Source organism: Candidatus Nitrosocosmicus agrestis (assembly GCF_008389435.1).
Classification (GTDB): Archaea; Thermoproteota; Nitrososphaeria; order Nitrososphaerales; family Nitrososphaeraceae; genus Nitrosocosmicus; species Nitrosocosmicus agrestis.
This window is the reverse complement of record NZ_VUYS01000003.1, coordinates 14,838-41,460: the sequence shown is the minus strand read 5'-3', so window position 1 is coordinate 41,460 and position 26,623 is coordinate 14,838. Positions and strand designations below refer to the sequence as shown.

The following is a 26,623-nucleotide window of genomic DNA, read 5'->3' as shown; positions in this document are numbered from 1 at the left end:
GATTATGAATAAATCTCTATCCCTATCTAACAGGAGTAGACTTATCCCCATCTCTAGTGGTTTCAACAAATGCATCATCTCTTTTTTGACCGTCATTTAATTTATCGTATGGAAAACTCCTCACGTTTTGATCCAAATTTGATGTCTGACTCTGTTTATTAATCTTAGTTTTGCTCACACTATTTTCGGGTAAATCAATGTCTGCATTTCTGGTATCAGTAGGACTTGTATCTTTTGAATACATAGGAGATGACTTACCGCCTTTATGTGTCCCAATTTCTGGTACAGGTATGTCCTTCTTTTCAGTTGATGAAAGGAGAGGGTTGTCCTCAGTAGGTCCAATTTTTGATGGATCCATAGAAGTTGATCTGTCCTCCAAAGATTTCCTTTTTGAACCTCCAATGGAAGGGAAGATAAATTTTCGTTTATTTGTAGTAACAATCTCTACATTAGATTTTGATAATCCTCGGCCGTATCTGTACAAATGGAACATACCGGCAAAGACCAGCATTAATATACCAATCAGGAAAAGAGAATAGTTTTTCATACCATCCAAGACCGCATAATAAGCGGCTATATTCAAGTATACTTGAAATCCGATTAAAGCTACAAACAATATGTATAACCACTTCGCCGGCAGCTGGATAGGATTCTTTTCAGATGGTTTTTGTTTCTTCGCATTTGCCTCTGCATTCTTTGCTATCTTGATCATCAAATACGTAAAACCAAATGATAGTGGCACGAGCAGTACCATTACAGTATACAAAAATATTGGATCGATCATCAATCTTTCAAGCAACGACTTGGTCCTATCTGGATCAATATAAAACCCCCAGTAGGTTGTAACAATAATCTGTGCTATACTAGTAATGCCCAATGCACTTATGATTGGCCGATCCTTCCAGGAGAACTTTTTGTATTTGTCGATAAAAGGCATAATCAACAAAGTAAAAATAAAAAGCCCTGGCCACGCTACACCGGTTGTAAATTTGTCAAACGCACTTCTTAAAAATGCATAAAGTCCTGTCAAATACCATTCGGGTACAGTAATACCAGGCGGTACGTTGGGATCGAATTTAAGTCCCAAATCGATTGGAAAGACCCCACCTGTAAGCATGATCGCTCCAGCTACTGCCATGACCATAGGCACATCGAATACCAAGAATCTTGGAAAGTGTACTACCATCAACCCTAACAGTACTATAGGCAAGAAGAACACATGGAAAGCATAGAATCTAAGCACGAAATCATGAAATCCAGACCCAAAGAACGCGTTCATCATATCTGGGCCAAGTATAGGAATCGAATTGGTCAAAGACGCCGCTATAGAAATTGCCAATTCAGCTCTTTCACTAAAGATAATATCGTATCCAGTGAATGCTTCAAGTATAGTTAAAACACCCAAAAGGACACCGGTGACCCAAAGCATTTCATTTCTAATCTTGTATCTACCACTAAAGAATTGATAATACATATGAAGTATAGCAAGCATCACCATAGCATTTGAAGCATGATAGTGGATATTTCTCATATGGAAACCATAAGGAATGGTGTCGTTAATTTTTTCTACACTATCCCAAGCCCTATCCAAAATTGGCTCATACCACAGCATCAAAAAGGCACCGGTAATCCCCAAGATTATGAAAACAACAAAGGTAAGCATCCCCAAAAAGCCCAAAGGACTGACAAACTTGGTAGGAATTGTAAATTTTAATCCCATAAATATAGTTCGATCGAACCCAGCATAGATCCACTTGAACAGCCTTACGAGGCTATTATCTCTACTAAGCGAGGAAACGCCCATATCCTACTACACCATTTCCGGATGGCGACCAATTAGGAGGTTTTATCCATATATTACCTTCGTCATCTACTTCTAAATCCAAACTTGGTAACACGTTTGAGGGAGGAGCTTGTAATGAAGCAGGTCCCGCAAAGGCTTCTCCGGTTAATGGATCATACATTGACCCATGACATGGGCACTCCCCACGTTTCCTTCCATCTTCGGGCCAATATTTCCACAAACACCAAAGATGCAAACAAACCATACTATACATACGAAACGCAGTTGCATCATTCTTTTCACCACCTAACTCTGGTGGAAGACGAATGAATTGCCAGGTCCTAAAGGCCTCCTCATTTAATACAGGATCTTCTGACAGAGGATAAACCACTGCTTCAGCGTGATTAACCTTAAAAGTATTAACATTTGCTTGGCTTCCATCAGGTAAAACAACCTTAGATCTTTCCTCATTCGATTCTCTCGGATTGGGCAGAAATTTTCCCCATTCTACAAATGGTGTAAAAGTCATGACCGTACCTGCAGCAGCAAGCAACTTTAAAAAATCTCTACGGGAAATTTTTCCTCCGTCAACTTTTGGAGGTTGTCGTTGAGACATTATAACCAAAAATGCAGAAAGATATCTTATAAATCTTTATATAAGTTTCTTTTCAATCTTCATATTCCCAGAAAACACTTGATTAATAAAATCTTGTTATCAGATAGGGCGGTCTTCTTACTGCATTATTTACTCCCAATTTCTGAAATTTAGATTATTCTTATCTTTATTATCCCATTTTTGGCTGAAAAATTTGAGACCATATATTTCTTCAAATTCTCGCCTGGGACAATTACGGAGGTAATAATATTTGAGTTTGTATCACGAATATACAATGTTTTCGTGGTTTTATTAAATTCGACCTCTATCTGACCTACATCGCTAATATATTTAGCTTCGAAAATGATGTCTACAAAATTTTCACCAACAATCACCTCCGGATGAGATATATTTTCGTTTGAACTTTCGTGATTAGAGTTGGAATATTTCCGGGTAGAGATAGTATTAAAATTGTGAGATGAAGGTTTAGGTCGATAATTATGTCTTTGATAAAGTGACGTGCCAGATTGTATATTGTGAATGAGCTTCCACAAATAAGCAGACAAGAGACCAATCATGAAACCTCCAATGTGTGCTAGATATGCCACCCCTCCCGATTGACCAATAATGGCAAATACGAGTTGCATAATAAACCAAAACGGAATATAAGCTATTGCCGGTATCCGAACAGTGGTAATAAAGAATGCAAAAATTATAGTATGAATTTTTGCGTGAGGAAAGAATATTAAATATGCCCCGAGTACTCCTGATATAGCTCCCGACGCGCCTATAGCTGGGATATTTCCATCTCCTGTTGAAATTGCATATATACCATGAGCAAATGAAGCCAACACTCCCCAGAAGAGATATAGTATTAAATACCTAAAATGACCAAAACGATCTTCCAGATTATCACCGAAGACATATAAGAAAAACATATTACCCAAGAGATGAGCAATACTTCCATGCATAAACATAGAGCTAAATAACGACCCCAAGTTTTCACCCGATAGTACTAGGTTAGGGATTGAACCATAATTTGAATACAATTCGATTACTGCCAATCTATTGGCAAAATTTGAAGTTAGTATGACCTCATATATGAACACCAGAATGTTTAATCCAATCAAACCGTAGTTAACATACGGCCGCCCATTCATTCTTGGGGTATCATCATGAATAGGAAACATATTCAGTACTGCTTTTGAATCAAATTTAAATCATATTAGAACTAACTTGGGCCAAACGGATTAAAATTGGGCATATCACCATTTTTATCATTATGTGCCTTTCTAGTATGACGCTTTAATCGATCCTCATCATCAAAAACCATATCACAATATTGACACTTCTTTTGATGAGGCTGCATTTCTGCCTTGTTAGTTTTCTCTTTCTTATTCTTTTTTGAGAATAATTTCATAATAAATTAAAAAATAAAGAAATAGATTAAAGTTGCTGTAACAATATTTCACCAGAATTTTTTTATACAAGTCAATTAAAAAAATAATACATAATTATTCCATCACAATCATAGTCAGTGTAGATTTAACACCATTCAGTTTTCGTAGCTTCCAAGTTATAGTTTCTTTGACTTTATCCATGCTTTCACCTTCTACAAGTGCAACTATATCATAAACACCATAAACTTGATAAACATGTTTTACCAAATCTATCCTTTTTAATTCATTAACAATAGATTCCTCACTTCCCAATTCTGCATTCATAAGCACAAAAGCTTCTGGCATATACCAAGTAATATTTGAACATATATAAAAAGGTGATATTTATAAAGGCACTACCATCCTTCATTACATTAAATCTCAGGACCTAGTTTAGATTCGTCAAATAACTTGGCTTTGTCCCACTCATATTCAAAAAAATCTACACACCAATCGTGGAAGGATTCATCCTTGCTATAAAACATTATATTCAAGTCTGGTTCCCCTTTAAGAGTTGGAAACGACAAACATGATTCCTTCTCATTAAATACCGTGACAATATTGACTTTATCGACCATTCGTCGTTCCACTATCCCTTTTGAAACCAAGTTCTTCCACCCCAATTTCTTTAAGATTTCATTTCTACCTCTTGGTATTACGACATCAGACGGAAAAATATATGAAAACTTTACATTATTATTTACACGATCTGCGATTGTTTCGATAAGATCAATTGGAACTTGAGAAATTACTTCCTTTATATATTCGCGAGAGTTGTTGTACACTGCTTTCCATCTCTGGAGCACAGCCATCACACCGATTACGACCTCACAATTATTCAAAGAACCGATTCTTTGAACGAATTTTAATGGTAAATTGCTGAGAGTGTGTTCTTGAAAATAATCTTTATGCCTAAATGGGAAATTGAAATTTGGAATAAGTGATACAATTATCTCACCGTAAGGGGTTAACAACAGTTCTCCCTCACCAGTCTTTTTTACGAGTTTCGAATCGATTAAACGATTGATATTTCTATGTGACTCTTGCATTGTAGCGTCTAGGTCCGCAGCCAGTTGGGATAATCTGTAAGGTTTAACGGATAGTTTTAGCAACATATATATCCTCAGATCGCCTGCTAGTTCAAAAAAAACTGATTGAAAATCATCATCGGCCTGACTGAGCATAAAATAGGTTGAATGTACTTGGATTTAAACTTGAAAAAGTATAAAACATCCAGTTTTTTGGAATAAAATTTAAAAACAAAACGTTTTAATTAGTTTTATAATCAGGAAAAGGTAGTGCCCGGGTAGTATAGAAATGCAAGAAGGCATTGTATAATCCGGTCCAGTATGGGGGACTGTCACTCCCTTGACCCGGGTTCGAATCCCGGCCCGGGCGCTTGTTTATTACAAGAACTTACAATCTTAATCCAACGTGGAAGCCGGTTCGTAGGATTTACATAGCTTTTAAAAGATTGACAGGTATTTTATGATTCTAAATATCAAAATAACATTATTATATTTTACAAACGAATCAAAAAAAACAGGAGATAATTGGATTTTAGCTTGATAAATTTAAGTCGTGAGAGCAGCCTTCTGGGCTTTCTTCATATCCCACCCATAAAGACCCACGATTAAACCGATTATAATTAATCCCATAAACCCAATTTCAAGATTTGCCATCGGGTTATTAAATTCAGTAACATTAGGGGGAGATTGTATATTAAAGTCAGTATCAGGAATAGCAGCGGTAATTACGACTGGTCCCACGATGGCTACTCCAACAAGGCCAATAACTGCCAGAATTGCACCAGCGATTATAACTGGTTTATAACTAACCATTGATTGTGAATATCGTTTTTCACATATAAGTTTTTAAATTAATTAACTTTAGGTTTCGTTAACATACGAGCTCTTTTGAGTTAAAAATACTACAGATATTTCTAATACTAGTAACCATATTTTAATGGTAAAATTTCTGCTTTTACTACTGGGTGAGAGAAGTATAAAAGCTTGTGTCTCTTCTGACCCAATACCTAATCAATTTTGGCCAATATACCAATATCTGCTCAAACTTCTAAATCGGTTTAACTAGGATTGACAACTAACAAACTAGATAGGTTTGTTAAGGTGAAGATGACTCATGTTCTTTTTAAAAGATACCACTTAACTTTTAAAGATAAAGAAAAAAATGCATCAGCATCTGGGGTTTATCTTATTATGGGATTAGAATGGTTCTTTTCTTATAACTGGTTTTGACTTCTTTTGTGATAGTCATAATTAGATTCGATTAGTTCCGCGCTTTATTTAATTTGAAATTTTTTATTCTGCAAGGAAAATAACCATAAGGTTATTAGACCTATTCAATCACACCATTTGGTTACCTCTCTTAAAAATGCTTTTCTTGTAAGAGCAATGAAAGTGATTCTTTAACTGCGGGAGTTTAGGCAGGAGTGAGAGATCTACCTTCAGTAGAAAAAAGATGTTTTACTTAGTCCTTTGTAAATTCAAATAGAAATCTTTGAGCATCAAATATGTTTCCATGTCTATGGATATTATTAACAAAAGTGATCCGAGTACGCTTACTTTCTGGTTCAAAGGTCAGCCACAACTATATTAGTCAAGTCAACTTGGAGTAAAATCTCGCCCATTGAACTCAAATACTCCACTAGATTAGATAAAAGGGATAGTATAAGAACGTGTAGAATCTACCTCCAAACGGCAACCCAGCCCCAATTAACTACATACGGATATAATAACACGATAATGTTTATTTATGGAAAGTCAAGATAGTGCAAATTCAGATGATGGCAAATGTTTGTTAGAACGCATTCTGCAACTTTTGCCCAACTTGATTGAAATTGACATATTCAATGTATAGATGTGTGTTTTCGTTAATAACACCCCATCAGATAAATAAAACTAAAAAAACAAGTTTTTTTCTACTGACCAGATAAGAGTTGAAGAATTTTTTTAATAGAGAACCGCCTTTTAAAGTAATATAATGGATGAAAAATATAATGGAAGTGAATAGCTTATGTTAGTATAATTGAATCTCACTAAATTAGATATCTAAACCACGAACTAGGTAAGGGATTGCTACGGGATTTGAATGTCATAGTACTTCCAACGCGAAAATGAACAAACGGCGTTTATGTGGGCCGTTTCAACTTGGGAGAATATCAATGTTCGAATACCTGTTTTATATCATATAATAGGAATAAGAACAGTTTAAGTTTATTTATAATCGTGTAGTATTTAGAGAAATGGACGACGGTAGGAATAATGAGGACGATTTATCTGAGAATGACAAATTAAAGAAAGAGATGTTAAAACCCATAACTAAAACAAAGTCAGAATTGGATGATGAATTGAAGGAACTGGAAGTGGAAAACTCTGCAGGTGGAAAGGATGGAGGAGGAGGCTGAAATCCTTTATTAGGTCTCACTACCGAAACACTTCATCTAATTGAAATGATTTCCATATAACCATCTGCATTAAACCACTTTTAACTAATCATTGTAAGCTCATTTGCTCAAAATACTTTTTCCAACCAAACCCAGATCTAATATTAGTTCTGATATTTTGAATTTTAAAAGATGGTGCATTTACCATGTATCATAGTGAAGGTATATATACAATCTTAATATACCACATTTTCCTATAAAATTTCTAAATTCTTTATCACGAAAATATTTTTAACAAATCATATTCTGTTTCGCTTGTTAGTTTGCTTATTGACTAATTCGATTGTCAGCTCGTTTAGTTTTGCAAGTTTAAAAGGTTTGATAAGAAGTTTGATGTTCTTAGAAACAAACCTCTTCTCACTATTAAAAGCTTGTTTGACTGAATCATAAGCAGAAATAATAAGAATTGATGCAAGTGGATACTTAGCAAAAATTTCATTCGCGGCTTCCAGTCCATTTTTGCCATCTGGCAGCTTGTAATCAAGAATAACTAAATCCGGTTTAAATTCTTCGTAGTCGCCCATAATGTTTGAAGCAGTGGTATTTGTTACAGAAATGTGATATCCCTTATTGACAAGAAAATCCTTGTAAAGATTCAGTAAATCCTGCTCATCTTCAATAATCATAATGCGGATCACTTCTGCAATGGTATAAACACAAGTAGTATTAATAAACCATAATATTTCAAGGGAAGGATTTGATTTTTTACAAATGAAGAAATAATTATCTTAGGAATTAAATAATTAAAAGTGAGATATATGAAAGGAATTTAATCAAAACCAGTACTCTTGAATCATGTTCTAAATGCACCAGTGCGGTCATTCCGCAATTATTTCGAAAACTAAAATCCTATCACGGTAATCTGGATTAATTAACTACTGCATGTATTTGCTTGCCTCCTGCTCAGAAATATTAAAATGCAAATTGTGACCATCGTAGCAAGAACTCAAAATTTTTGGGATAATGAACTTGTTCTTTTGTGCTAATCCTCGTTCAGTTATTACGTAATCTTCACTTATTTCTTGCACCTCGCCTAAATCAAAGTCGTTTATTCCTCTTGCTTCCTTCTTAATCATATCCGACCACTTGATTTTTGAATTTTCGGACATGAATCATATATATAACAACTTTTATTAAGATCCACAGAATAAAAAATTAAAAAAGGCAAGCAATTTTGGCTTTTGAACTAGGAACTGAAATCTCTTTTGGAATTTCAACAATAGATATAATAACTATATCCCCATATAGTAAATTGGTTGAACACAGAGAAAGAAAGTGATTTTCCTTCGTCTTCTGCTGCTAAATCTGTGGAATATGTTCTTCTAACTGGCATCGTGAATGAATTATGGGAGATTGATTATCAAAATGGAATTGCATTAAATGTAACAGAGATCATTAATCCAGATACAACGGCAAATATCGTCCGATATTCAGGTAAAATTGAAGAATTCCTAATAAATGAAAGAGGGCTTAAAAACCTTCATTTTCATGAATCAGTAAACTTCCCTATCAGAGTTCATTTTGATGTATAAAAATTATTAAAATAGATTTACAATTATTTATAATATTGCTATTTTATTAACCCTTGAAGACTATTGAGAATCGGGAATAGAATTCAGAAATTAATTATACATTACTTTCCGGTTCACTCTAGAAATGGTTGATTTGTTTTCTCAGTGATTTAATTATATGATGATTTTTTTTAAGTAATCGAAGAACGTCAGGTTAAACTTTTAGTTGTAACTTTACAGAATAATCAGTAACATCAATATCAGGTTCTAGATCAACTGTCTGCTTGAGCATAGATTTTAGATACCCATGGAGAAATTTAGATCCATTAGGGCCTAAACGGTGTCTTATTACAATTATTTTCTGTTTGTCGGTTTCTAATTCATCGAAAGTACCAACATATCCATATGTGCATATTATCTTTTCAAGATATTCTAGAACAGACTCGTAAGATACATTTTTTTTCCAAAATAAAATAGTATCATTAGGAATATCCTTACCCATTTCCAACCCAATTGAATATGATTCACTTTCGCTAAGCTGACCCAATAGATTTTTAAAGATTTCTCGACTTATAGTCATCATATCAAGTTTAGCCTGAAATCTAGTAAATTCAGAATACTGTTTCAATATAGAATTGATCATCGCATTCACAGAAACACCCATCCTTTCTGCCTCACCGTTTAAAACTTCTGAAAGTGATTCATCGATTCTAAACGATCTTACAGTTGAGGAAGAATTTTTCATATACTATTATAGGAATTCAATATTTAAAACTGTAACTGATTGTAGCTGTGTGTAATTAATATGAAATATGTATTACATTGTAAACATTGTCATGATATACCTTTTCTTACAACCTAAATTCATGTTTAATCAATTAATACTTGACAATTTAGAAAAATTATCATCAGAACATATTCACTCAATTATCTATGATTATGAAAAAGGAGAAAAGTTTTGTAAATTATGTGGAATAATTGTTCAAGACAAGATATATGATGCAGAGCTTGATACTGATTTTTATAAGATCAAGAGCGATACAAACACAGTATTACCACATTCAATCATATTAAATGATAAAGGAATGTCAACTTCCATTGCTAATTATGATACTTCTACTTCTAAAAGATTTTCAAATCGAAGAGAACATAACAAAATCGAATTTCTCAATAAAATAGTAAGCTGTTCGAACAAAAAGAGAAACTTGAAAATAGTAATTGATTTGTTAAATAGAATAAAGGACAAACTTTCTCTTTCTTCAGTATGCATAGAGGAAGCACTTGGATATTACAAAAAGGCCTTAAGCAAGGGATTGATTAAAGGTAGATCAATTAAAGAAATGATTGTATCGTGTGTGTACCTAACATGTAAAAGCAGCAACATACCAAGAACTCTTACAGAAATCTCAACCATTGTTGAGGCAGACGAAATTTTTGCCGCACGATGTTATAGGCTTCTTATGAGAGAACTCAAAATAAAACACGTGCAATTTAAGCCAACCATTTTTATTAGAAAGATAGCCGATGAAGCCGAAATAAGTGAAAGAACAGCAAGGGAATCTATCGATACTCTAATGGCTATACAAAATGAAAACGTATTTTCTGGCAAAAACTCACTTTCTATAGCTGCTGCTATTCTTTATATAACATGCAGGAAGCACAAACAAAAAATATCCCAAGCTAGGATCGCTTCAGCTGCCAATATCAACATAATGACCTTGAGAAAACGGCTATCGGAAGTGAGAAACGTCATAGTAAATGCGTCATTTTTGAATTAATTTAAAATAAATTTTTATCCTCTCGGCCGGCAGTAGTCCTATTCCTAAAGATCAATTTTTAATAAGTATTTAACCAAATAGAACTGTTTGACGCAAAAGGAAGATGCAATTAACCTTCATCGTATGCTGAGAGGAAAAATTGAAATTACAAGTAGAGTTTCTCCCGATAACATATTTGACGACGATGAAGGAAATAATCAAGGAACATTAACCTCGATTTACACTCCAGGCGTGGCATTCGTGTCAGAAGAGATAAAAAAAAATATTGAATTAGCTTACGAGTATACCTCAAAATGGAATAATGTAGCTATAATATGTGACGGAACTAGAGTTTTAGGATTAGGCAATATAGGACCAGAAGCAGCACTACCGGTCATGGAGGGCAAGTCAGTTTTGTTTAAAACGCTAGCAAACGTAAACGCGTATCCACTCTGCATCTCTATGAGTGACAAATCCAAGATAATAGAATTTGTAAAATCAATTCAACCCTCATTTGGAGCCATAAATATAGAAGATATCGAATCACCCAAAGTTTTAGAGATAGTCGAACAGCTTCAAAAAGAATTATCAATACCAGTATTTCATGATGACCGACATGGTACAGCTGTAATTACTTTAGCAGCTTTGATAAATGCATTAAGAATAGTCAAAAAGGAAATCCAAAATGTAAAAGTGGTTATTGCAGGAGCGGGGTCTGCAGGATATGGAATATATAAGATCCTGCATAGGGTGGGAATCAAAGATATACTCGTCCTAGACAGCAGAGGGATTATCAGTAGTAACAGAAGGGACATTGCTTCCAGTTTAAACGATAGATCAAGTCAAAAAAACCAAACTCTTCTAGAACATTCCACTACGAATGAATTTAAAATTGAGATCGCTTCAAATACAAATAAAAGCAACGTAAATGGCGATATCAAAATTGCATTATCAAAATCAGATGTATTTATTGGCACATCTGGAATAGCAGACATGCTGAATGAAAAACTAATACACTCTATGAATGAGAATCCAATAATATTTGCTCTTAGTAATCCACATCCTGAAATCATGCCCGAAGTAGCGAAAAAATCGGGTGCTAGTATTGTGGCAACTGGTAGATCAGACTTCCCAAATCAAATAAATAATGCAGTGGTATTCCCAGCAATATTTAGAGTATTACTAGATCTTCGGATGAAAAATTTGGATGAAGATATTTTGATAACAGTGTCAAAGTCTATAGCAGACTTGGTTGACAACAAACATTTGAATGAATTATATATTATTCCTAAAATAAATGATCCTAGAATACTTCCCATAGTTACTAAATCAGTTAAAGAATATTTAACAAATCAACAACCATTCTAATTGCATAATCTAAAGCACATTTCCACCTTTCCAAGCGTAGCCTCGTTTAGTTAGTCAGACAGATTACATCGGTTAGCTATAGGTAGCTGTGATGTAATAAATAATAAGTAATAAGAAAAAATGTATTAAAAAGTGTCAATGGTTATTCTAATAAAATTATAGATGGTCACGATGTTAACAAGAGATTAGTGTTAGCACTTGTTAAAAAAATAACATCATGTTAATAACAGTCGAAGTGATACGATAGATATGATTTATGGTATTTATTATATTTAAGAAGGTAAATGGTTTGAACGGCTCTGTTCAGTTAACAGATTTTAACTCTTTGTTGTGAAAATCAACAAATAGGTTTAGCCAGTTCCGTATATGATTTAGTTTACAATGCTTTAATCTACAAGGAAAATAATCATAAAAGCATTTGGTTCTATCCTTGATATACTGCATTGTTTTCTCTATCAAACTTTTCTCTAGAGAGGAATGAATATGATGATCAAGATTTAAGAATCTACAAGCTTGAGGATACCATGTTCCACCATCTGTAGAAACTGGATACATGCTTCCCATGAACTTTGATCGAACCATCAAGAAATCTTTCTGCTACAAACATGTTTCTTTCCTTGGAAATGGATAGTGCCAGAATTTGCCTGTTTTCTGGTTCGATGGCAATCCATAACCATATTAACTCTGCTCCTACTTTGAGTAAAGTCTCATCCAATATGAACTCAAATATCCTTCTTTGTTTTGTCTTGATAAGCTTGGGTTGGTACTTTTGAATCCAATTCCAAATTGTGACGTGGTTTCGCTTAATGCAGTATGATAATCTTGCAGATATTCTCCTAAGAGATAAGCCTGAAAAGTACAAATATAGAGCCCAATATACATACTCTGGAGACGTTTTATTTCTAATATGCACACTTGGCGTAAGGCGTCTTCAAGCTATAGGTTTTCCTTAACTGAACAGAGCCGTTTGAACTATTATTATATAGAAGAGTCAATGTAATACCAGTATAAAAACATCCATACAAAGAACTATAAAATACTAAGGCAAAGCACCAGATATAACAAGTGACTGTATTCCAGAAGGATATAAGAATGAGGTAATGCGGTATCCCAACTTGAATCCATATCGAAAATCGATTAGAACATCTCCTCAAACAATAAAGAGCTCATGGAAGGGTAATTGGGCTTTTAAAAACCGGATGTATTGAACTCATTTTAAGGATCGTCTACTAGTGTGAAAATAAACAGGTTTGTCAAGATTCTATAATAAAATATTGTAGCCAGGCATGTATGAGATTGATAATCATTGGAAAAATAATGAACTATATACTAAAGTCGAATATGTTTGTTGTGATAAAAGCAAACAAGCCAAAACACAAACTCCCAGATTTAACTGGAAATAGTAATAAGAATATAAAAATATTTATTTAACACTCCAGAGGGAGAACTGGATAACAATGTATTTATTATTATATAATCAATGATACTCAAAAAAAGATATAGGATATTAACATGTCACCTTCTACTCCAATCGAATCGAAAGTAAAAGAGGTAAAAGTAATCAACTGTTCGATTGTTTTGCTTTCAGTTACGTTATATGAAGACCTTAGATCAGCAGTCCCTCTTATAAGAGAATTGGAAGAGGAAGAAAGTATTCATAATCTCATATTATTGGGGCAGCCTTGTCATCAACAATCGCAATCCAAAAGAGAGCAAAGTGGAAAAGTTTATCCTTAATAATAAAAGTGATTTCAAATTTCACACCAGAATCAGGAGTAAAAACAGTTAAGCAATCGATTAAGATGTACGAAAATACATGCAGTCTAAAATATGAGAGACGATTAACAGTCTAAATAAAAAAGACAAAGATCTACAAATATGCTACAATTGAACAAATAAGATTTTTAAAAATTTTGTATGTTAGAAATTATCTCCAAAATTTCGCATGTTAGCGTCTACTTGGTCCTGAGGACTAAGATTCTCCTTGTGTTTGTGTTCGCCTTTATGGACTCTAGCATCCATCTCCTTCTCATGTTCCTCTCTAACGTGGTGTAATCGATCCTTTTCATGGATAAATTGTCTGCCACATTTGTGGCACTTCAATATCGTTTTGTGGTGAACTGTATGATAATGATCCATTAGGTCATTTTCAGATTCAAATTTTTGTCCATCTATCTCACATGAATACTTCTTATGAAAAAGGTCCACACAGCTTATACCTTAAAGGAGTTATTAAATTCTTTTATCATTATAATAAATTGAGTTTCAGTATTTTAATAAATAGCGAGTTATACACAAACTCCATTCCGATATAAAAGTCGTTTAATCCAAATTATTCTTGACACCAGTTTTTAATAAGTTGGACTTGTTGTTTGCACGTCCGAAGTAAGAATCCTTCAATAAAATAATTTAGTCAGGTAATTTAAGTAAGGAAGTAATCCATCCATACATTTTTTCATTGCCTACTGCAATAAATGACATCCTAGAGTCTACAGAAAGATTACAATTGAGAACATTTCCTGAAATATCAAAAATCAAACCACCTGCTTCCTTTGCTATCAAATAACATGCAGCCATATCGATTGCTCGAATCTTGTCTCGAATATCAATATAGGCATTGATAGATCCCCTAGCAAAATAACATAACTCGAGGGCATTTGCACCCAAGTGTCTAATATGACTTACCGATGAAACCAGTTTAGAAATAGATCCAAAGTGTATTTCAGAAAGGCCAGAAATATTCAAACCGATAACCATATCATTGATTGGTGCAGAATAGTCTTTGGCAACATGAATTCGGATATCGTTCATAAAAGAACCCTGAGATTTAACGGCATAAAACATATCTCCAGTTGCCAAATTAAATACAACAGAATCAGTAACAGAAGCAAGATGTATGTCAGGTGAATAGGCTAGCGAACAACAGTAAAAGGGTAGTCCACTGTTAGCGTTTGTAGTACCATCAATCCCATCCATTATTATAAATCCATTATCATTGCCTTCCACTACGCCACATTCCTCCCCAATAATAGTAGGTTTGAAACCATTTTTCTTTAATGTCTCAAATACAGCACTTTCCGCTTTTAGGTCTATTCTTGTCGATATGTCGCCACCTGCTCCAACGTTGAACTTCTCTTTTCCTTCGATGGTCCCGACAATATCCTTGGTATCATCAAACACAGCAATAGCGCATTCTTTCAAAATATTTAAAATAGACACATCAAATCACAATATTATTATGTTATAGCAAATAAAAACCATGAAATACCTAGCTTTTTAAAGATCTAATTACCCGATCTGATAGGTGTTGATTGTAATAAGAAATTATTTTGAACAAACATGATAAATAAACGATGATGATAGAATATAGTCAAAATTTTGATGTTATTAGGCGAAGATAAAACAATCCTGTCTATATCTCATTAAATCTCTCTATCATATAAGAAAATTATGCATAGAGATGATAATATAAAGAACACTAAGTACTTATCTATTAATTGATGGAATATACCAATGGACTAAAGGTCGGCCAGAAGGAGAATCAATCCAATGAAAATAAGGATAGAGACCTTTTGGGCATAGTTATAGGAGTTACCAAGCCTGGATATATTACATTTGAAGGCAAGGAGCCCATCGGATTGGGAGAATATATAACCATAATTAACAATCAAAATAAATCAATTTTAGGTGTCGTAGAATCTTGTTTTATTAAGAGTGATGCATTAAATGAAATTTCTAATTTTGAAGAGGCAGTAGAAAGCAAAATAGTAGCGGAAATAAATAAGAGAGACAAGAGTTTCAAAGTAAATGTAAAGATTTTAGGGGTTGAAGAACAACTAGTAAAATCAAAAGCTATATTACCTGAAATTCCACCCCTTCCTGGAACAGAGGTATTTAGAGCCGATAGAAAGGTTCTCAGTAAAATTTTTGATTCAGAAGATGGATCATGGATCAAAATCGGAACATTGCTCAGGAATAACAATGTCAACGTGTGTGTAAATACAAACAAGCTTACAGCAAGACACCTTGGTATTTTAGCGATGACAGGTATGGGAAAAAGTAACCTTGTTTCCGTCATAGCTAAATCAGTCGCAAATATTCCAGGGACAATGGTTATTTTCGACTATCACGACGAGTACAGATTTCTAAGTGGAAAGAATGTTAACTTTGTCCAGGCACAGATTAATCCCAGATTGCTTCCAGCAGACAAGTTTGGAGAAGTTATTGAAATAAGAGAAAATGCCGATATACAGAATACAATATTGCTAAAAGCCTTTGAAGATGATGAATTGAAGAAGAAGATAGGTGATCCTTTTTGGGAATATTTAGAAGATAATATTAGACACATAGGAATAAAAGAGAAAAGATTTTCTTCATCCTCAGAGAGAGTTCTAGACAAAATAAAAGATGCGAGAAGACGGTTCGACAACATTCTTGTAGCTGACGCGTTAGATCCAGTTTCACAAATTAGGGAAGGATGTATAAATATAATAAATCTAATAGAATTTACAGAAAAACAGGCCAATGTAGCAATATCTTTCTATTTAGAATCAATTCTATATCAAAGAAAATTGGCCAAAAGTCATGGTATGAAAACAAATGGGGGTACATCTACTCAAATCTTATTTCACGGCCCAGTCATAGTAGTAATAGAAGAGGCTCATGTTTTTATCCCCAAGAGTGAGAACACAGATACAAAATATATTGCATCCAAAGTGGCCAGAGAGGGCAGAAAATTCGGTGTAGGAATGATAATAGTTTCACAGCGACCCAGAACTTTGGATCCAAATGTCTTAAGTCAAATGGGATCTCTGGCTATAATGAAATTAGTGCAACAAGAAGATCAATCACAAATAGAATCTTCAAGTGAATCCATTAACGGAAAGATAATCGAACAATTACCTTCCTTAAATCCTGGTGAGGCATTGTTGGTTGGACAGTGGGTTAATTTACCTTCCTTCATAAAAATTGATGAGGTTGTCGAAAGAACTATGGGAAAAGACCCCGATCCAGTAAATGAATGGAAAGAAATAGATGAAAAAAAGGAAATGGCTATTGAAGACAGCCAGTCTCACATTAGGGAAGAATATATTGAGGAAGAGTTCATAGAATAATATACGGGGAATAAAAATACAAATTAATATCCACATTCCAAAATTAAGATCATGAAAATTGCACTCATAACAAGGTATATTCAAGAAATTTCCCTGATTTTATATGACGAAAATTTGTTAAAACTTAATGAAGAATCATTTAAAGACTTGTATTCATTAAATTTCTATCTTCAGACAATTCCTAAAAAATTTGGGGAAGAAAAAACTTTATTAATATATAATGACTTGGAAAAAATTTGTAATCAAGAAAATAAACCAAACAATCATAGCGAACCCTTACCGAATGGTAACAACTTACAGTTGATAGTTGCTCAGAAAGAAAACTCATATTTCATTGGAGAATGAAAAAAGAAAGCAAAATACTTGCAGGTTGTGATAATGTAATTTTAGTTCTATATAGAATTAGATTCACATCTCAGGATTATTGAATTTATAATATTTTCGAGCAACTGAAACCTTACTGATGGTATGGCATATCGGACATTCTGCCCAATTCTTACCTCCAGAATAACGCCAACAGTAATTGCATCTATGATATGTACACTGAATCCATAGTGATTTTGATGGATATTTAGTCCAATTTTCTTGCTTGGGTTTCCGAGTTCTACGTGCCTCTCGTGGCAATCTGGTTAGCTTCATTGCTGATATGTAAGTCTATATGAGCAAGTAGTGTATTAATATTTTCTGCTCAAAACAAATTAATGTTTAGTTTACCTAAATGCCTTTAACAGAGGATCCTCTTTCAGTCATCTCGAATTTATATACTTGCTCAATTTCAGAATTTTCAAATATTTCTTCATCATGAGTAATAATGATCAATTGATTTAATGGACTGGTCCCTTTATTAAAAACATCTGAAATAATCTTTACAAACGTCTTTCTCCTTTCTTCATCCAAGTTAGCAGTTGGTTCATCCAATATGATGAAATCGGTTTTAGAAGATCCCATTAAAAACGAAATACCAAGTCTGATGGCCAATGAGACTGCAACTTTTTCACCCCCGCTTAAGGAAACAGTATCTACTTTCCCCCTTTTACCATAACACACGATCTTGATTTCACGTGGTTTTTCGATCAATGAAATCCTTGATAGACCCACATTGAATATCTGAATGTATTCTGAAGCCTTTAAAGAAATAAGATTCATGGCAAAAGTCCTTAAACTAGAGCTCACAATACCGTCTCTATTAAATACCCTTGATCTAATTTTTTCTAGATCATCAATAAACCGTGACACACTTTCTATCTTTGAAATTAAAGAATCTGTAAGTGAAGTCTCCTTTTCTAGATCAATAATTGTTTTTTCCAATACTGCTCGATCCTTATGCAATTCAATCAGATCATTTGATACCTTGTTTTTGGTTATCTTCTTTTGCTGAAATAGATTTGAATCCACATCAACCACATCATCTCTTAAATTCGCTATTTTATCTATCAAGTCAGAAGAATATTCATCCACTTTGTATGCCGACAATTCAACTTTATCAAGGCTCTCAGGAACAAGATCATGAACAGTCTGAAAATCCTTCTCTAATTTATACAACTTGTCCTTTAAAGAGTTAATTTGTACGGAAGGATTATAGTCATAGTTTTGTATTGTTCTCTCTGCAGCTACTATTGCTCTTTCTTTCTTCTTGAGATCAAGTTCTTCCCTATTAAGGTTACTCAATTCAGAACTCATTTTAGATTTTAGATGAATCTTTTGTTTAAGCTCTGTTGCGATATGTCCGACATCAAACATTTGATTAAGAAAGAGTATATTTGAGTTACACACAGGGCATTTTCCGTCTTTAATCTGGAGCTTACTTGCACATTCGGTCAATCCCTCTAACTTTCCAATTTCTCCAGAGATATCGGTTAACTTTTTATTTACATCATCCTTTTCAGAGGAAACCATTTGTATCGTTATCAAGACTTCGTCTTTATTTTCCAAAACATCTAAAGCATTCTCCACCTCGTTTATCATTCTACCTAGTTTGTCAATTTCAACCTTCAAAGACCTTGATCTCTCCTTGAAATAGTTCGCTAGCAAATTTTCCAAGGACTTTAGCTCGGAGAGTTTGATTATTTTAGGTTCCAATACTTCGATCTCATTGTCTAATTTACTCAGTTCTTTGGCAACGTTAGATACTTTAACCATCACGTCATCCAGCAATTGACGAGATTTTAGAATTTTAGATTTATTGTCTTTTATTTTCAAGTTTAAACCATCAAGATGATTATCGTCATATCCCCCAGTTTTGTTTCTTAGAGATTTTCTGAATTCTTCAATAATTCCATGCATATGCAAATGCGAATTATCTAATCGGTCAAGGCCAATCATGTTATTTAATAGTTCTTTAAATTCTCTAGGTTGCGAATCGATTATTTTGCTCATCTCACCTTGCTGAATTATACCAGCAATTTGCAATTTAGTATAGCTCATATCCAATACCTTTTCTACTTCTTTAATTACAGACTCGCCCAGTTGTTTTCTTTCTCCAGAAATGACTTGTCTATAACCACGCTCATTGCCTACGATGGTTTTTGATCGTTTTTCTTCCTTTATCATTTGATCTAGTTTAGCTGAAACTAGACGTCCCTGGGAATCTATCTGTCTCTGTACCCTATAATGATTGGATCCGACTGAAAAATCCATAATAACGTATGAACCTGACTCATTATTGATGAATCCTTCAAATCCCCTACTCAATAGATTTTTGTTCGATTTGCGGGTATGTTCATCAAAAAGGGCAAAGGTAATAGAATCTATAATACTGGATTTTCCAGAGCCATTGTGTCCAACAAATACCGTGATTCCCGGATGAAAATCAAGCGTAGTTTTTGTATGCGACAGAAAATTATTCAATATTAGTTTTTTTATCATAGCGTTTTATTGCTCCGCCTTTTTCCTCGTCTAGTTGTTTTGAATCATAAATTAGTTTGTTATTCTCATACGCTTTCCACAAATGGTCGATGATTTCATTTTTTCGATACTTGTTAAAGGATTCATTGTATTTAGGTTCTGTACTTGAATCAGATTCATTAATCATGTTCATCAAATCCAATGACAATTCAACCAAATGATCCTTTGATAGAGACTTTTTAATCAAGATCGATAATTCTTTTTCTAATTCAAAAGTCTTAACCGAGTCAAAAGAATAACCGGTGGTATCCATTGACTTTTCATCACGAATATTCCAATTATAGTATAATACAGAATTTTCCAAAGTTGCAAGACTTTTGGTTAAAATCCTTTGATCAATTTCGCTACCATTTATATTCAAGTTTACTACAGGCATTTTATCAAATCTTTTCGTTTCTTCTAAAATAGTATCAATGTTGGTCTGTAAATTGGAATAATCAATATAGTATTCTAATTGGGGGCGACGTCTATCAAGCCTTATCCAGTTGATATTTATATTGTTAGATTCGCCTGAAGTATCTGCAATTATAAACCCCTTTTCAACGTTTGAAATTATTTCGTTATGGCCAAGATCTATGGAGCCAGGATATGCTACTATTCCACCATTTAGATAAGGAAAGGACTTTTCAATATGATCATGATAGTGACCCATTGCATAATAATCAAATCCCTTAGGTAGGTCACTTGATTGGATCTCCCCAGCAAATTTATTAAAATCAGACAAACCTTGATGTAATACCAAAATCTTTTTTGGGTTTCTGTTTTCTATAGAGTATTTTTCGACATCACTTTTAAGAATTAATTCCAATTTCTTAAATGGCCCCAATAAACCACCATCGATATTCGATCTTCTTTCCTTATTAAAACCGTAGAAAAGTGTGTTGTCAACTTGCAATGGTGTATCGGGTTTAAGTCTTCTTGCAAGTCCCAAGTTATGAAATAAGTATGGCAACGGAACATCATTTGATCTGCTAATATCATGCTCACCTAAAATAAACAAAACAGGTATGGATTTTTCTTTAAGTTTTTTTAACTGTCGTGCCAGCCTTATAATTGCTGCGCCATTTGGTTTTGGATTGTGAAAAATATCGCCAGCAAGAATCACCGCTCTTACATGTTCATTGATAGATTTATCGATAGCTTCATCAAATACTTCGTATAAATCCTCTTCTCTTTCTTGCAGGTTAAACTGGGCATAACCTAGATGGATATCCGAGATATGAGAAATGAGCAACTAGGAAATTTAGATCAAATCCTTATTTTATTCATTAATTTTTTTAATCAACTAGTTTACTCGTCTATCCGCCTACCCTGATTAAGCAACTTACCCACCTCCAGCTCCAGCTCCAAGGGCACCCCAGTGAGATTCTTGATAATTATCGATTAATTCATTTAACAAATCATTCATATCCACATCTTGTTGCTTTATAGAGATAAATTCATCGAGCAAGGATTGTAATCTTTTATAAGTTGTGTTATCAATCTGTAAAATCTTCATTGATAAAGTCTAATGTTATTTCCTCATAATATAAGTATAGATTGAATGGAAAGATTTAACAAGAATAGTATTATTTCTTTTACCTATTACAATGTCAATTTTCACATCTTTTGAGGCACATTCTGATTCTTTTGGAAGAAAGTTTTTGATTAATATTCTAAAATATGATAACGGATTCTTCATTTCAATTTCAGAGACTGAATTAAAGTTGGGTTCGATTTCGGTTTCACTAGCTGTAACAAACAAATCAAATACCGCTAAAGTGATACCAGATAAAAACGATCAGTTATTTATCGATACCTTATCTTCAAGAATTTCTTTGATGAAAAATGGAATCTGCATGATTTCACTTCACACAAAAAATAAATTACAACTAGAAGACATGAAGATAATCAATGAAAAGGTGCTATCAGCAGTAGAGGAATAAATGATGAAAGTAGCAAAAAATTATATTAAAAATTCAATTAATGTTGGCGACTTCAATAAGGAGGGAAAATGGGCACAGAATCTGGATACATCAAAATCAAGTTCTTCATCTAAACACATGGAAGAAACGGATAGCTCTGAGGCGATAGAGAACAAGGTAGATTCGGTACAAGATTTGAGAAGTTTTTTGCAATACATAAGGAGCAAAAAGGAACTCTTAACTATAAATAAGAAAGTTAAAAAGAAGTTTGAACTTGCTGCCATTGTGAGTAAATTTGACAAAAAAGAAGCAGTGTTATTTACCAATGTGGATGAATCAAAATTTAATGTTGTATGCAATATTTTGGGAACAAGACAACGTTTTTTGTACGCAGTGGAATCATCAAATAAGCAGGCAAAGATATCTAACTTTGCCAATATTGGCCAAGAGTTTTTTCCAAAGAAAATTTCTGCAAATGCACCTTTTTATAATAACGATACCAAGAATTTGTACGATTTACCTATTGTTACTCATTTTGAGAAAGACTCTGGTCCTTTTATAACATCATCCACTGTTTATGTTAAAGATCAAGAAAGTGGAAGCCAAAATTCATCGATTCATAGAATGTTACTGCTAAACAATAGTCAAATGGTAATTAGGATGGTCGAAGGCAGACATCTGCACAAATGTTTTACTTTTGCCAAAGAACACAAGGAAGATTTAAAGATATGTATAGTTATTGGTCTCCATCCGGCTGTAAATATTGCTGCGGCGTACCAGGCAGCCTACGGAATAGACGAGCTATCAATTGCAAATTATTTGCTAAATGGCAATTTGCAATTGACAAATAATAATTATTCAAATTTACAAATTCCAAAGAACAGCGAGATTGTTATAGAAGGAAGGATTTTGTATGATGAGGTCGCAGAAGAACGTATGGTAGAAATGCTTAGGACATATGATTTTATAAGAATGCAACCAGTTTTTGAGGTAGGTAAAATTTGGTATAGAGATAATCCAATTTATTATGATATATTGCCAGGCTATACTGAACATAGACTCTTAATGGGACTACCAATAGAAGCCAAAATCTTTAGTGTGGTAAAAAATACTGTTCCTACTACAAAGATGGTACATTTATCAGATGGAGGAAGCAATTGGCTATCAGCAGTAATACAAATAAAGAAAAGGCTTGAAGGAGAGCCAAAAAATGCAATTCTTGCAGCTTTTGCAGGCCATCCATCACTTAAATCGGCCATAGTAGTAGATGACGACATCAACCCTTTAGACCCTGTGGAGGTTGATTACGCCATATCCACTAGGACTCAAGCAGACAAAGATTTTATCATAATACCAAATACAAAAGGTTCAAGTCTGGACCCATCAAGTGACCAAAAAAATTTGCTGACTACAAAGCTTGGAATAGATGCAACCATTTCTCTTTTAAAAGACAGAGAAAGGTTTGAGGTAGCAAAAATTCCAGGAGCGGACAGCATTGATGTCAGAAAATACCTCTGAGAAAATTTTAAATTTATCAATATTAGGTAAGTTGAATAAGGTTTTTTGTCACTTCCATTCAAAAGTATCTAGATCAGTTTGCTTATCGAATGGATGCACCAGTATTGAATGGATCAATTCGCTTTACGTGTCATAAAGAATAATTTAACAGAACTAATGATAAAGATATTCCATAAATAACATGACCAGCAAGACTGGCAAGTAGCGGTCCTATCCGCTGCGGATGTCTCAATGGATTAATACCTGTTATTGGCTTGTGGATTTGAAGTAACGTTAGAACCCATAAAAATATGGCATATCCCAAGCCAAGGATGTAAGCGTATTTAACTAAAATCGGAAATATTCCTACAAATACGAAGAGCCCGTACCGCCCAACCCACCATTTAGAAAATGCAAAAGAAAAATGCCATGAAAGATTAGTTTATCTGGATCTTTTCTTAGTAATTTGCTAACCAAAATTTGGTTTTCATGCCACTCAAAAATGCCTTGCAAACCCCATTTTTTCCAAAAAAGTAACTCAAAAAGTGTCATTAAAAATGTTGAAAATAGACCAGCAAAAAATCCCATAATAGCAGAAGTCAAGTATTCCATGGTCAAACTAGTTTGTGGTCGCAAAATAAAATGATTCAGAACTTCTTTTAGGTTGGCTTTAGGTTAAGAAGACTCTTTATTTTTAGTTCGCTGTTAGAGCCCAAGTCAATGTCTAATAGACACATATTTTTTTGTTTTTTTTTTTGGACAAGAATACACTTTTTCTTGTACAAATTATCCTTGGGCTGGATTGGCGTGAGTAAGTAAACAGGATACCGTACCAATATTGTCATTTACTGAGAGAAAAGTGGTGTAGCACGGGGGTGGAAGTTGCCTAAAGGATCTTTTTAGAATGGCTTTACACTTGGGCAATATGACAATTCTGTGAGATTGATATAGAAGAATAAATACTAGGAAGAGAATAATTTATGTATGAACCGCCTGATAGTCGAATCGTATACGAACTCGACAATAAACACGATTTTGGATGATATATCTAAAAAGTACAAGATTGATACGACCAAAGAGCGTTTAGATGAAGACGTACCAATTAGTGAAATAAAATTCAAATATAGAACTTATTCAGAATGTGTTAAAATGTTGTACAAAAGCGCGGGCGTTGTGAATGCTATTTAGGTTCTAACTTTCATTAATTTTAGATTTCCTGTGGTGCATGTTTTTGAACCCTGCTCATGTTCAAGCAAAAGTTCTTTTGCCTTTTCTTCTGATAATTTTTCCGTTGAGATATAACCACACTTTTCGCATATAACTATATAGCTCCAGCCTACCAAATGAATTTCAAAGTAGTTATTAATTATGGATATTTATTTATGTAGGTGGCCCTTCACAAAAAATTTACCTGGTTATCAATTTATTTATCAATTAAATTTCTGTTTTCAATAGGAGTGTAATATGTCAAACTATGAAAACATATCTAACTGAAACCGTAAAATCTTATATACAAATCTTCTTTTGCTAATACATAATGATTAATAAATTCAATATAAACAATAATCCTAATCCACCTGCAGTTATAAAAAATGCAGTAATTTTGACTTTATGGATAGGAATCACTTTTGTTGGAATTATGACAACTTTTCTGATTTTATCTCCAGATATTTTCACCAAAGTTAGCGGGTCAATTGCACCAAGCAATGAGGACGGTACTAATACGACTCTAAGTAAAATTACTGAGACAGGTGTATATGATCCCGAGGCGGTATTAGCAAAAATGGAAGCAGCATTTGGAAAGCCATTTTACGAACTTGCGGATTCAAAAGACACTGGAAAAGAGGTGGTTAGTATCCATCCTCAGCAAACCAAAGATTCGTACATAGCAACCGGAAATATGAGCGGAATAGGAAATGTTACAGAATATGGAACATATATATCCACCTACTCCTCACCTTCGATCAGTAGCACAGGTAAAGGCATGATAGTTCAAAATGATAATGTAGCTACCTTTACGGCAGAGGATACTGGAAAATATGATAGCTTTGGTAATTTGTTCCTAAAAGGCAGTATGTTCTTTGAATCGGATAGCGATGAAATGAAATCTATTGATGGCAAGGTGGGCCTATATTTATACTGGAAGGACGCTAATGGTACTGATTGGACCAAAACGTGGTTATGGGAATAACCATTCATTTTACTAGATGGATCTTCCCAATAGATTTATAGCAACATTCAACGGCGCCCTGAAATACCATTGCCATATAGTATCGGTGACATATTAAATAAGAATCGGATTGGACGATGTTGATATTTTTAATAATAAAATATGTTCATCACCGGCAAATGAATTTTTATTTTTACTCAGTGACCATGATAGAAAAATTTAATGGTATCCGATCTAGATTTTAATTTTTTATTGAAAAATACAAAAGAAATCATCTTACCACTTTCGCGTCTCGTGTGTGAGGACGAGATTAAAAGAATCCATCCTATCAATTTTATTCTGCGAACAGAATTTAAACAACATGTCCAAGGTATCGGATCTTAAACCTACTTATCAGAAATCTAGTAAATTCATTGTTGTACAAACATAGATATAAGCAACCTCACAGGAAGATTTAGTATTTTTCAAAACGAATTGAAATTGGACAGACAAGTTTCTATTCTATACCCACGATTTCCCAGAAGAAAAAGAGTTTGGCATGCTTTAATGTTCGGCTTTCCTATCGAGACATAACAAACGGAAAGATATCTTTTTTCAAGGTCGCAGACATAATAACTAGACAAAAGAATTTCATAAAACGCCTCAGAATGCAGCTGACATCATTATTTTTGAATAAATTCATGTACGCAAGTTAATTCTATTACCTTCAGGCTAAATCCAATAATACTGTGCCCCTCCCTCCTTGTTTAACTACCAGTCGTCCTATTCCAATCTAAAGGAGAAACAATACAAAGTTTTTATTTATTTTTGTTTGCAGAATCTAAAGTAACTCGATCATGGCGTTAATTCAAACAAATTAAAATAAAAAGAACCAAGAAATATTAGCGAAAGAAACCAAAAGAAAAAAATAATAATTCATTATTTTTCACTGATTGCAGTAATTACTAAAAAAAGATTATTGACCGTGAAGATGCAAAGACAGAATTCTATTTTTTCAAAAAGGTAAATACTTTAATTCTGCATGCGAGACTGTTGATTCGTATGGATTAATTGCTAACAGCAATAGATATAACAAACAGATGAATTTAATTTTGTGTAATAACAAAGAAATGCTA

General features: G+C 33.7%; 28 protein-coding genes and 1 tRNA gene. 12 read left to right on the top strand and 17 right to left on the bottom strand.

What is annotated here, in order from left to right; all coding sequences use genetic code 11:
• Nucleotides 1-22 precede the first annotated feature (22 nt).
• The 6 genes from F1Z66_RS02090 to F1Z66_RS02065 form a co-directional block, all read right to left on the bottom strand.
• A complete protein-coding gene (locus F1Z66_RS02090; RefSeq protein ID WP_230207413.1) occupies nt 23-1,804 on the bottom strand; it encodes a cytochrome b in 1,782 nt (593 codons plus the stop codon).
• Nucleotides 1,785-2,399: a twin-arginine translocation signal domain-containing protein gene (locus F1Z66_RS02085; RefSeq protein WP_149861951.1), complete on the bottom strand. Its 615-nt coding sequence runs from the start codon at nt 2,397-2,399 to the stop codon at nt 1,785-1,787. The genes F1Z66_RS02090 and F1Z66_RS02085 overlap by 20 nt, the downstream gene beginning before the upstream one ends.
• Before the next feature lie 149 nt (nt 2,400-2,548).
• Nucleotides 2,549-3,568: a rhomboid family intramembrane serine protease gene (locus F1Z66_RS02080; protein ID WP_149861950.1), complete on the bottom strand. Its 1,020-nt coding sequence runs from the start codon at nt 3,566-3,568 to the stop codon at nt 2,549-2,551.
• Between the two features lie 41 nt (nt 3,569-3,609).
• On the bottom strand, nt 3,610-3,798 hold the full coding sequence (locus tag F1Z66_RS02075) for a hypothetical protein (protein ID WP_149861949.1): 189 nt from the start codon (nt 3,796-3,798) through the stop codon (nt 3,610-3,612).
• Nucleotides 3,799-3,892: 94 nt separating this feature from the next.
• Entirely contained in the window at nt 3,893-4,102 is a 210-nt protein-coding gene (locus F1Z66_RS02070) for an Lrp/AsnC ligand binding domain-containing protein (protein WP_230207412.1), read from the bottom strand.
• Nucleotides 4,103-4,191: 89 nt separating this feature from the next.
• Nucleotides 4,192-5,001 carry a helix-turn-helix transcriptional regulator gene (locus F1Z66_RS02065; RefSeq protein ID WP_149861947.1) on the bottom strand — a complete coding sequence of 270 codons (810 nt, stop codon included), beginning with the start codon at nt 4,999-5,001 and terminating at the stop codon, nt 4,192-4,194.
• 116 nt (nt 5,002-5,117) lie between these two features.
• On the opposite strand from F1Z66_RS02065, the gene F1Z66_RS02060 reads away from it, so the two are divergent.
• Nucleotides 5,118-5,215 (top strand) — tRNA-Asp (locus F1Z66_RS02060).
• A 176-nt stretch (nt 5,216-5,391) separates the two neighbouring features.
• Here the strand turns inward: F1Z66_RS02060 and F1Z66_RS02055 are convergent.
• Entirely contained in the window at nt 5,392-5,658 is a 267-nt protein-coding gene (locus F1Z66_RS02055) for a hypothetical protein (RefSeq protein WP_149861946.1), read from the bottom strand.
• 1,424 nt (nt 5,659-7,082) lie between these two features.
• Here F1Z66_RS02055 and F1Z66_RS15170 point away from each other — a divergent pair.
• Nucleotides 7,083-7,244, top strand: a complete 162-nt coding sequence (locus F1Z66_RS15170; RefSeq protein WP_154670467.1) for a hypothetical protein — start codon at nt 7,083-7,085, stop codon at nt 7,242-7,244.
• A 278-nt stretch (nt 7,245-7,522) separates the two neighbouring features.
• Here the strand turns inward: F1Z66_RS15170 and F1Z66_RS02050 are convergent, their stop codons facing one another.
• Together F1Z66_RS02050 and F1Z66_RS02045 are read right to left on the bottom strand one after the other, a co-directional pair.
• A complete protein-coding gene (locus F1Z66_RS02050) occupies nt 7,523-7,909 on the bottom strand; it encodes a response regulator (protein ID WP_149861945.1) in 387 nt (128 codons plus the stop codon).
• Between the two features lie 249 nt (nt 7,910-8,158).
• Nucleotides 8,159-8,359 (bottom strand): hypothetical protein, encoded by a 201-nt coding sequence (locus F1Z66_RS02045; RefSeq protein ID WP_149861944.1) that lies wholly within the window; start codon nt 8,357-8,359, stop codon nt 8,159-8,161.
• Nucleotides 8,360-8,539: 180 nt separating this feature from the next.
• Between F1Z66_RS02045 and F1Z66_RS02040 the strand changes: the two genes are divergently transcribed.
• On the top strand, nt 8,540-8,815 hold the full coding sequence (locus F1Z66_RS02040; protein ID WP_149861943.1) for a hypothetical protein: 276 nt from the start codon (nt 8,540-8,542) through the stop codon (nt 8,813-8,815).
• Nucleotides 8,816-9,008: 193 nt separating this feature from the next.
• Here F1Z66_RS02040 and F1Z66_RS02035 read toward each other — a convergent pair whose 3' ends face one another.
• Nucleotides 9,009-9,539, bottom strand: a complete 531-nt coding sequence (locus tag F1Z66_RS02035) for a hypothetical protein (protein WP_149861942.1) — start codon at nt 9,537-9,539, stop codon at nt 9,009-9,011.
• A gap of 121 nt (nt 9,540-9,660) precedes the next feature.
• On the opposite strand from F1Z66_RS02035, the gene F1Z66_RS02030 reads away from it, so the two are divergent.
• Nucleotides 9,661-10,572 (top strand): transcription initiation factor IIB, encoded by a 912-nt coding sequence (locus F1Z66_RS02030; RefSeq protein ID WP_159357561.1) that lies wholly within the window; start codon nt 9,661-9,663, stop codon nt 10,570-10,572.
• 87 nt (nt 10,573-10,659) lie between these two features.
• Nucleotides 10,660-11,919 carry an NAD(P)-dependent malic enzyme gene (locus tag F1Z66_RS02025; RefSeq protein ID WP_201448612.1) on the top strand — a complete coding sequence of 420 codons (1,260 nt, stop codon included), beginning with the start codon at nt 10,660-10,662 and terminating at the stop codon, nt 11,917-11,919.
• Nucleotides 11,920-12,424: 505 nt separating this feature from the next.
• Here F1Z66_RS02025 and F1Z66_RS02020 read toward each other — a convergent pair.
• Entirely contained in the window at nt 12,425-12,832 is a 408-nt protein-coding gene (locus F1Z66_RS02020; protein WP_149861940.1) for a DDE-type integrase/transposase/recombinase, read from the bottom strand.
• A gap of 599 nt (nt 12,833-13,431) precedes the next feature.
• Between F1Z66_RS02020 and F1Z66_RS02015 the strand changes: the two genes are divergently transcribed.
• A complete protein-coding gene (locus tag F1Z66_RS02015; RefSeq protein WP_149861939.1) occupies nt 13,432-13,656 on the top strand; it encodes a hypothetical protein in 225 nt (74 codons plus the stop codon).
• 183 nt (nt 13,657-13,839) lie between these two features.
• Here F1Z66_RS02015 and F1Z66_RS02010 read toward each other — a convergent pair whose 3' ends face one another.
• Nucleotides 13,840-14,127 (bottom strand): hypothetical protein, encoded by a 288-nt coding sequence (locus F1Z66_RS02010; RefSeq protein WP_149861938.1) that lies wholly within the window; start codon nt 14,125-14,127, stop codon nt 13,840-13,842.
• Nucleotides 14,128-14,328: 201 nt separating this feature from the next.
• Entirely contained in the window at nt 14,329-15,138 is an 810-nt protein-coding gene (locus F1Z66_RS02005; protein WP_230207411.1) for an inositol monophosphatase family protein, read from the bottom strand.
• Between the two features lie 281 nt (nt 15,139-15,419).
• Between F1Z66_RS02005 and F1Z66_RS02000 the strand changes: the two genes are divergently transcribed.
• The gene (locus F1Z66_RS02000; RefSeq protein ID WP_230207410.1) at nt 15,420-17,033 is read left to right on the top strand and encodes a helicase HerA domain-containing protein; all 1,614 of its coding nucleotides are present in this window, start codon (nt 15,420-15,422) and stop codon (nt 17,031-17,033) included.
• Between the two features lie 51 nt (nt 17,034-17,084).
• Complete coding sequence (locus F1Z66_RS01995) at nt 17,085-17,378, top strand: hypothetical protein (protein ID WP_149861937.1); 294 nt, start codon at nt 17,085-17,087, stop codon at nt 17,376-17,378.
• A gap of 369 nt (nt 17,379-17,747) precedes the next feature.
• On the opposite strand, the gene F1Z66_RS01990 is transcribed toward F1Z66_RS01995, so the two are convergent.
• From F1Z66_RS01990 to F1Z66_RS15165, 3 genes are all read right to left on the bottom strand, one after another.
• Nucleotides 17,748-19,898: an AAA family ATPase gene (locus F1Z66_RS01990; protein WP_149861936.1), complete on the bottom strand. Its 2,151-nt coding sequence runs from the start codon at nt 19,896-19,898 to the stop codon at nt 17,748-17,750.
• Complete coding sequence (locus F1Z66_RS01985; protein ID WP_149861935.1) at nt 19,873-21,171, bottom strand: metallophosphoesterase family protein; 1,299 nt, start codon at nt 21,169-21,171, stop codon at nt 19,873-19,875. Before F1Z66_RS01985 ends, F1Z66_RS01990 begins: the two co-directional genes overlap by 26 nt.
• Nucleotides 21,172-21,261: 90 nt before the next feature.
• Entirely contained in the window at nt 21,262-21,435 is a 174-nt protein-coding gene (locus F1Z66_RS15165; protein ID WP_154670466.1) for a hypothetical protein, read from the bottom strand.
• 91 nt (nt 21,436-21,526) lie between these two features.
• Here F1Z66_RS15165 and F1Z66_RS01980 point away from each other — a divergent pair, with 91 nt between their 5' ends.
• Together F1Z66_RS01980 and F1Z66_RS01975 are read left to right on the top strand one after the other, a co-directional pair.
• Nucleotides 21,527-21,862, top strand: a complete 336-nt coding sequence (locus tag F1Z66_RS01980; RefSeq protein WP_149861934.1) for a hypothetical protein — start codon at nt 21,527-21,529, stop codon at nt 21,860-21,862.
• The gene (locus tag F1Z66_RS01975; protein WP_230207409.1) at nt 21,863-23,359 is read left to right on the top strand and encodes a UbiD family decarboxylase; all 1,497 of its coding nucleotides are present in this window, start codon (nt 21,863-21,865) and stop codon (nt 23,357-23,359) included.
• A 345-nt stretch (nt 23,360-23,704) separates the two neighbouring features.
• Here the strand turns inward: F1Z66_RS01975 and F1Z66_RS01970 are convergent, their stop codons facing one another.
• The gene (locus tag F1Z66_RS01970) at nt 23,705-23,890 is read right to left on the bottom strand and encodes a hypothetical protein (RefSeq protein ID WP_149861933.1); all 186 of its coding nucleotides are present in this window, start codon (nt 23,888-23,890) and stop codon (nt 23,705-23,707) included.
• Nucleotides 23,891-24,322: 432 nt separating this feature from the next.
• Between F1Z66_RS01970 and F1Z66_RS01965 the strand changes: the two genes are divergently transcribed.
• Together F1Z66_RS01965 and F1Z66_RS01960 are read left to right on the top strand one after the other, a co-directional pair.
• Complete coding sequence (locus tag F1Z66_RS01965; RefSeq protein ID WP_149861932.1) at nt 24,323-24,526, top strand: hypothetical protein; 204 nt, start codon at nt 24,323-24,325, stop codon at nt 24,524-24,526.
• Nucleotides 24,527-24,875: 349 nt separating this feature from the next.
• Nucleotides 24,876-25,529, top strand: coding sequence for a hypothetical protein (locus F1Z66_RS01960; RefSeq protein WP_149861931.1), 654 nt, complete (start codon nt 24,876-24,878; stop codon nt 25,527-25,529).
• Nucleotides 25,530-26,623: the final 1,094 nt, after the last annotated feature.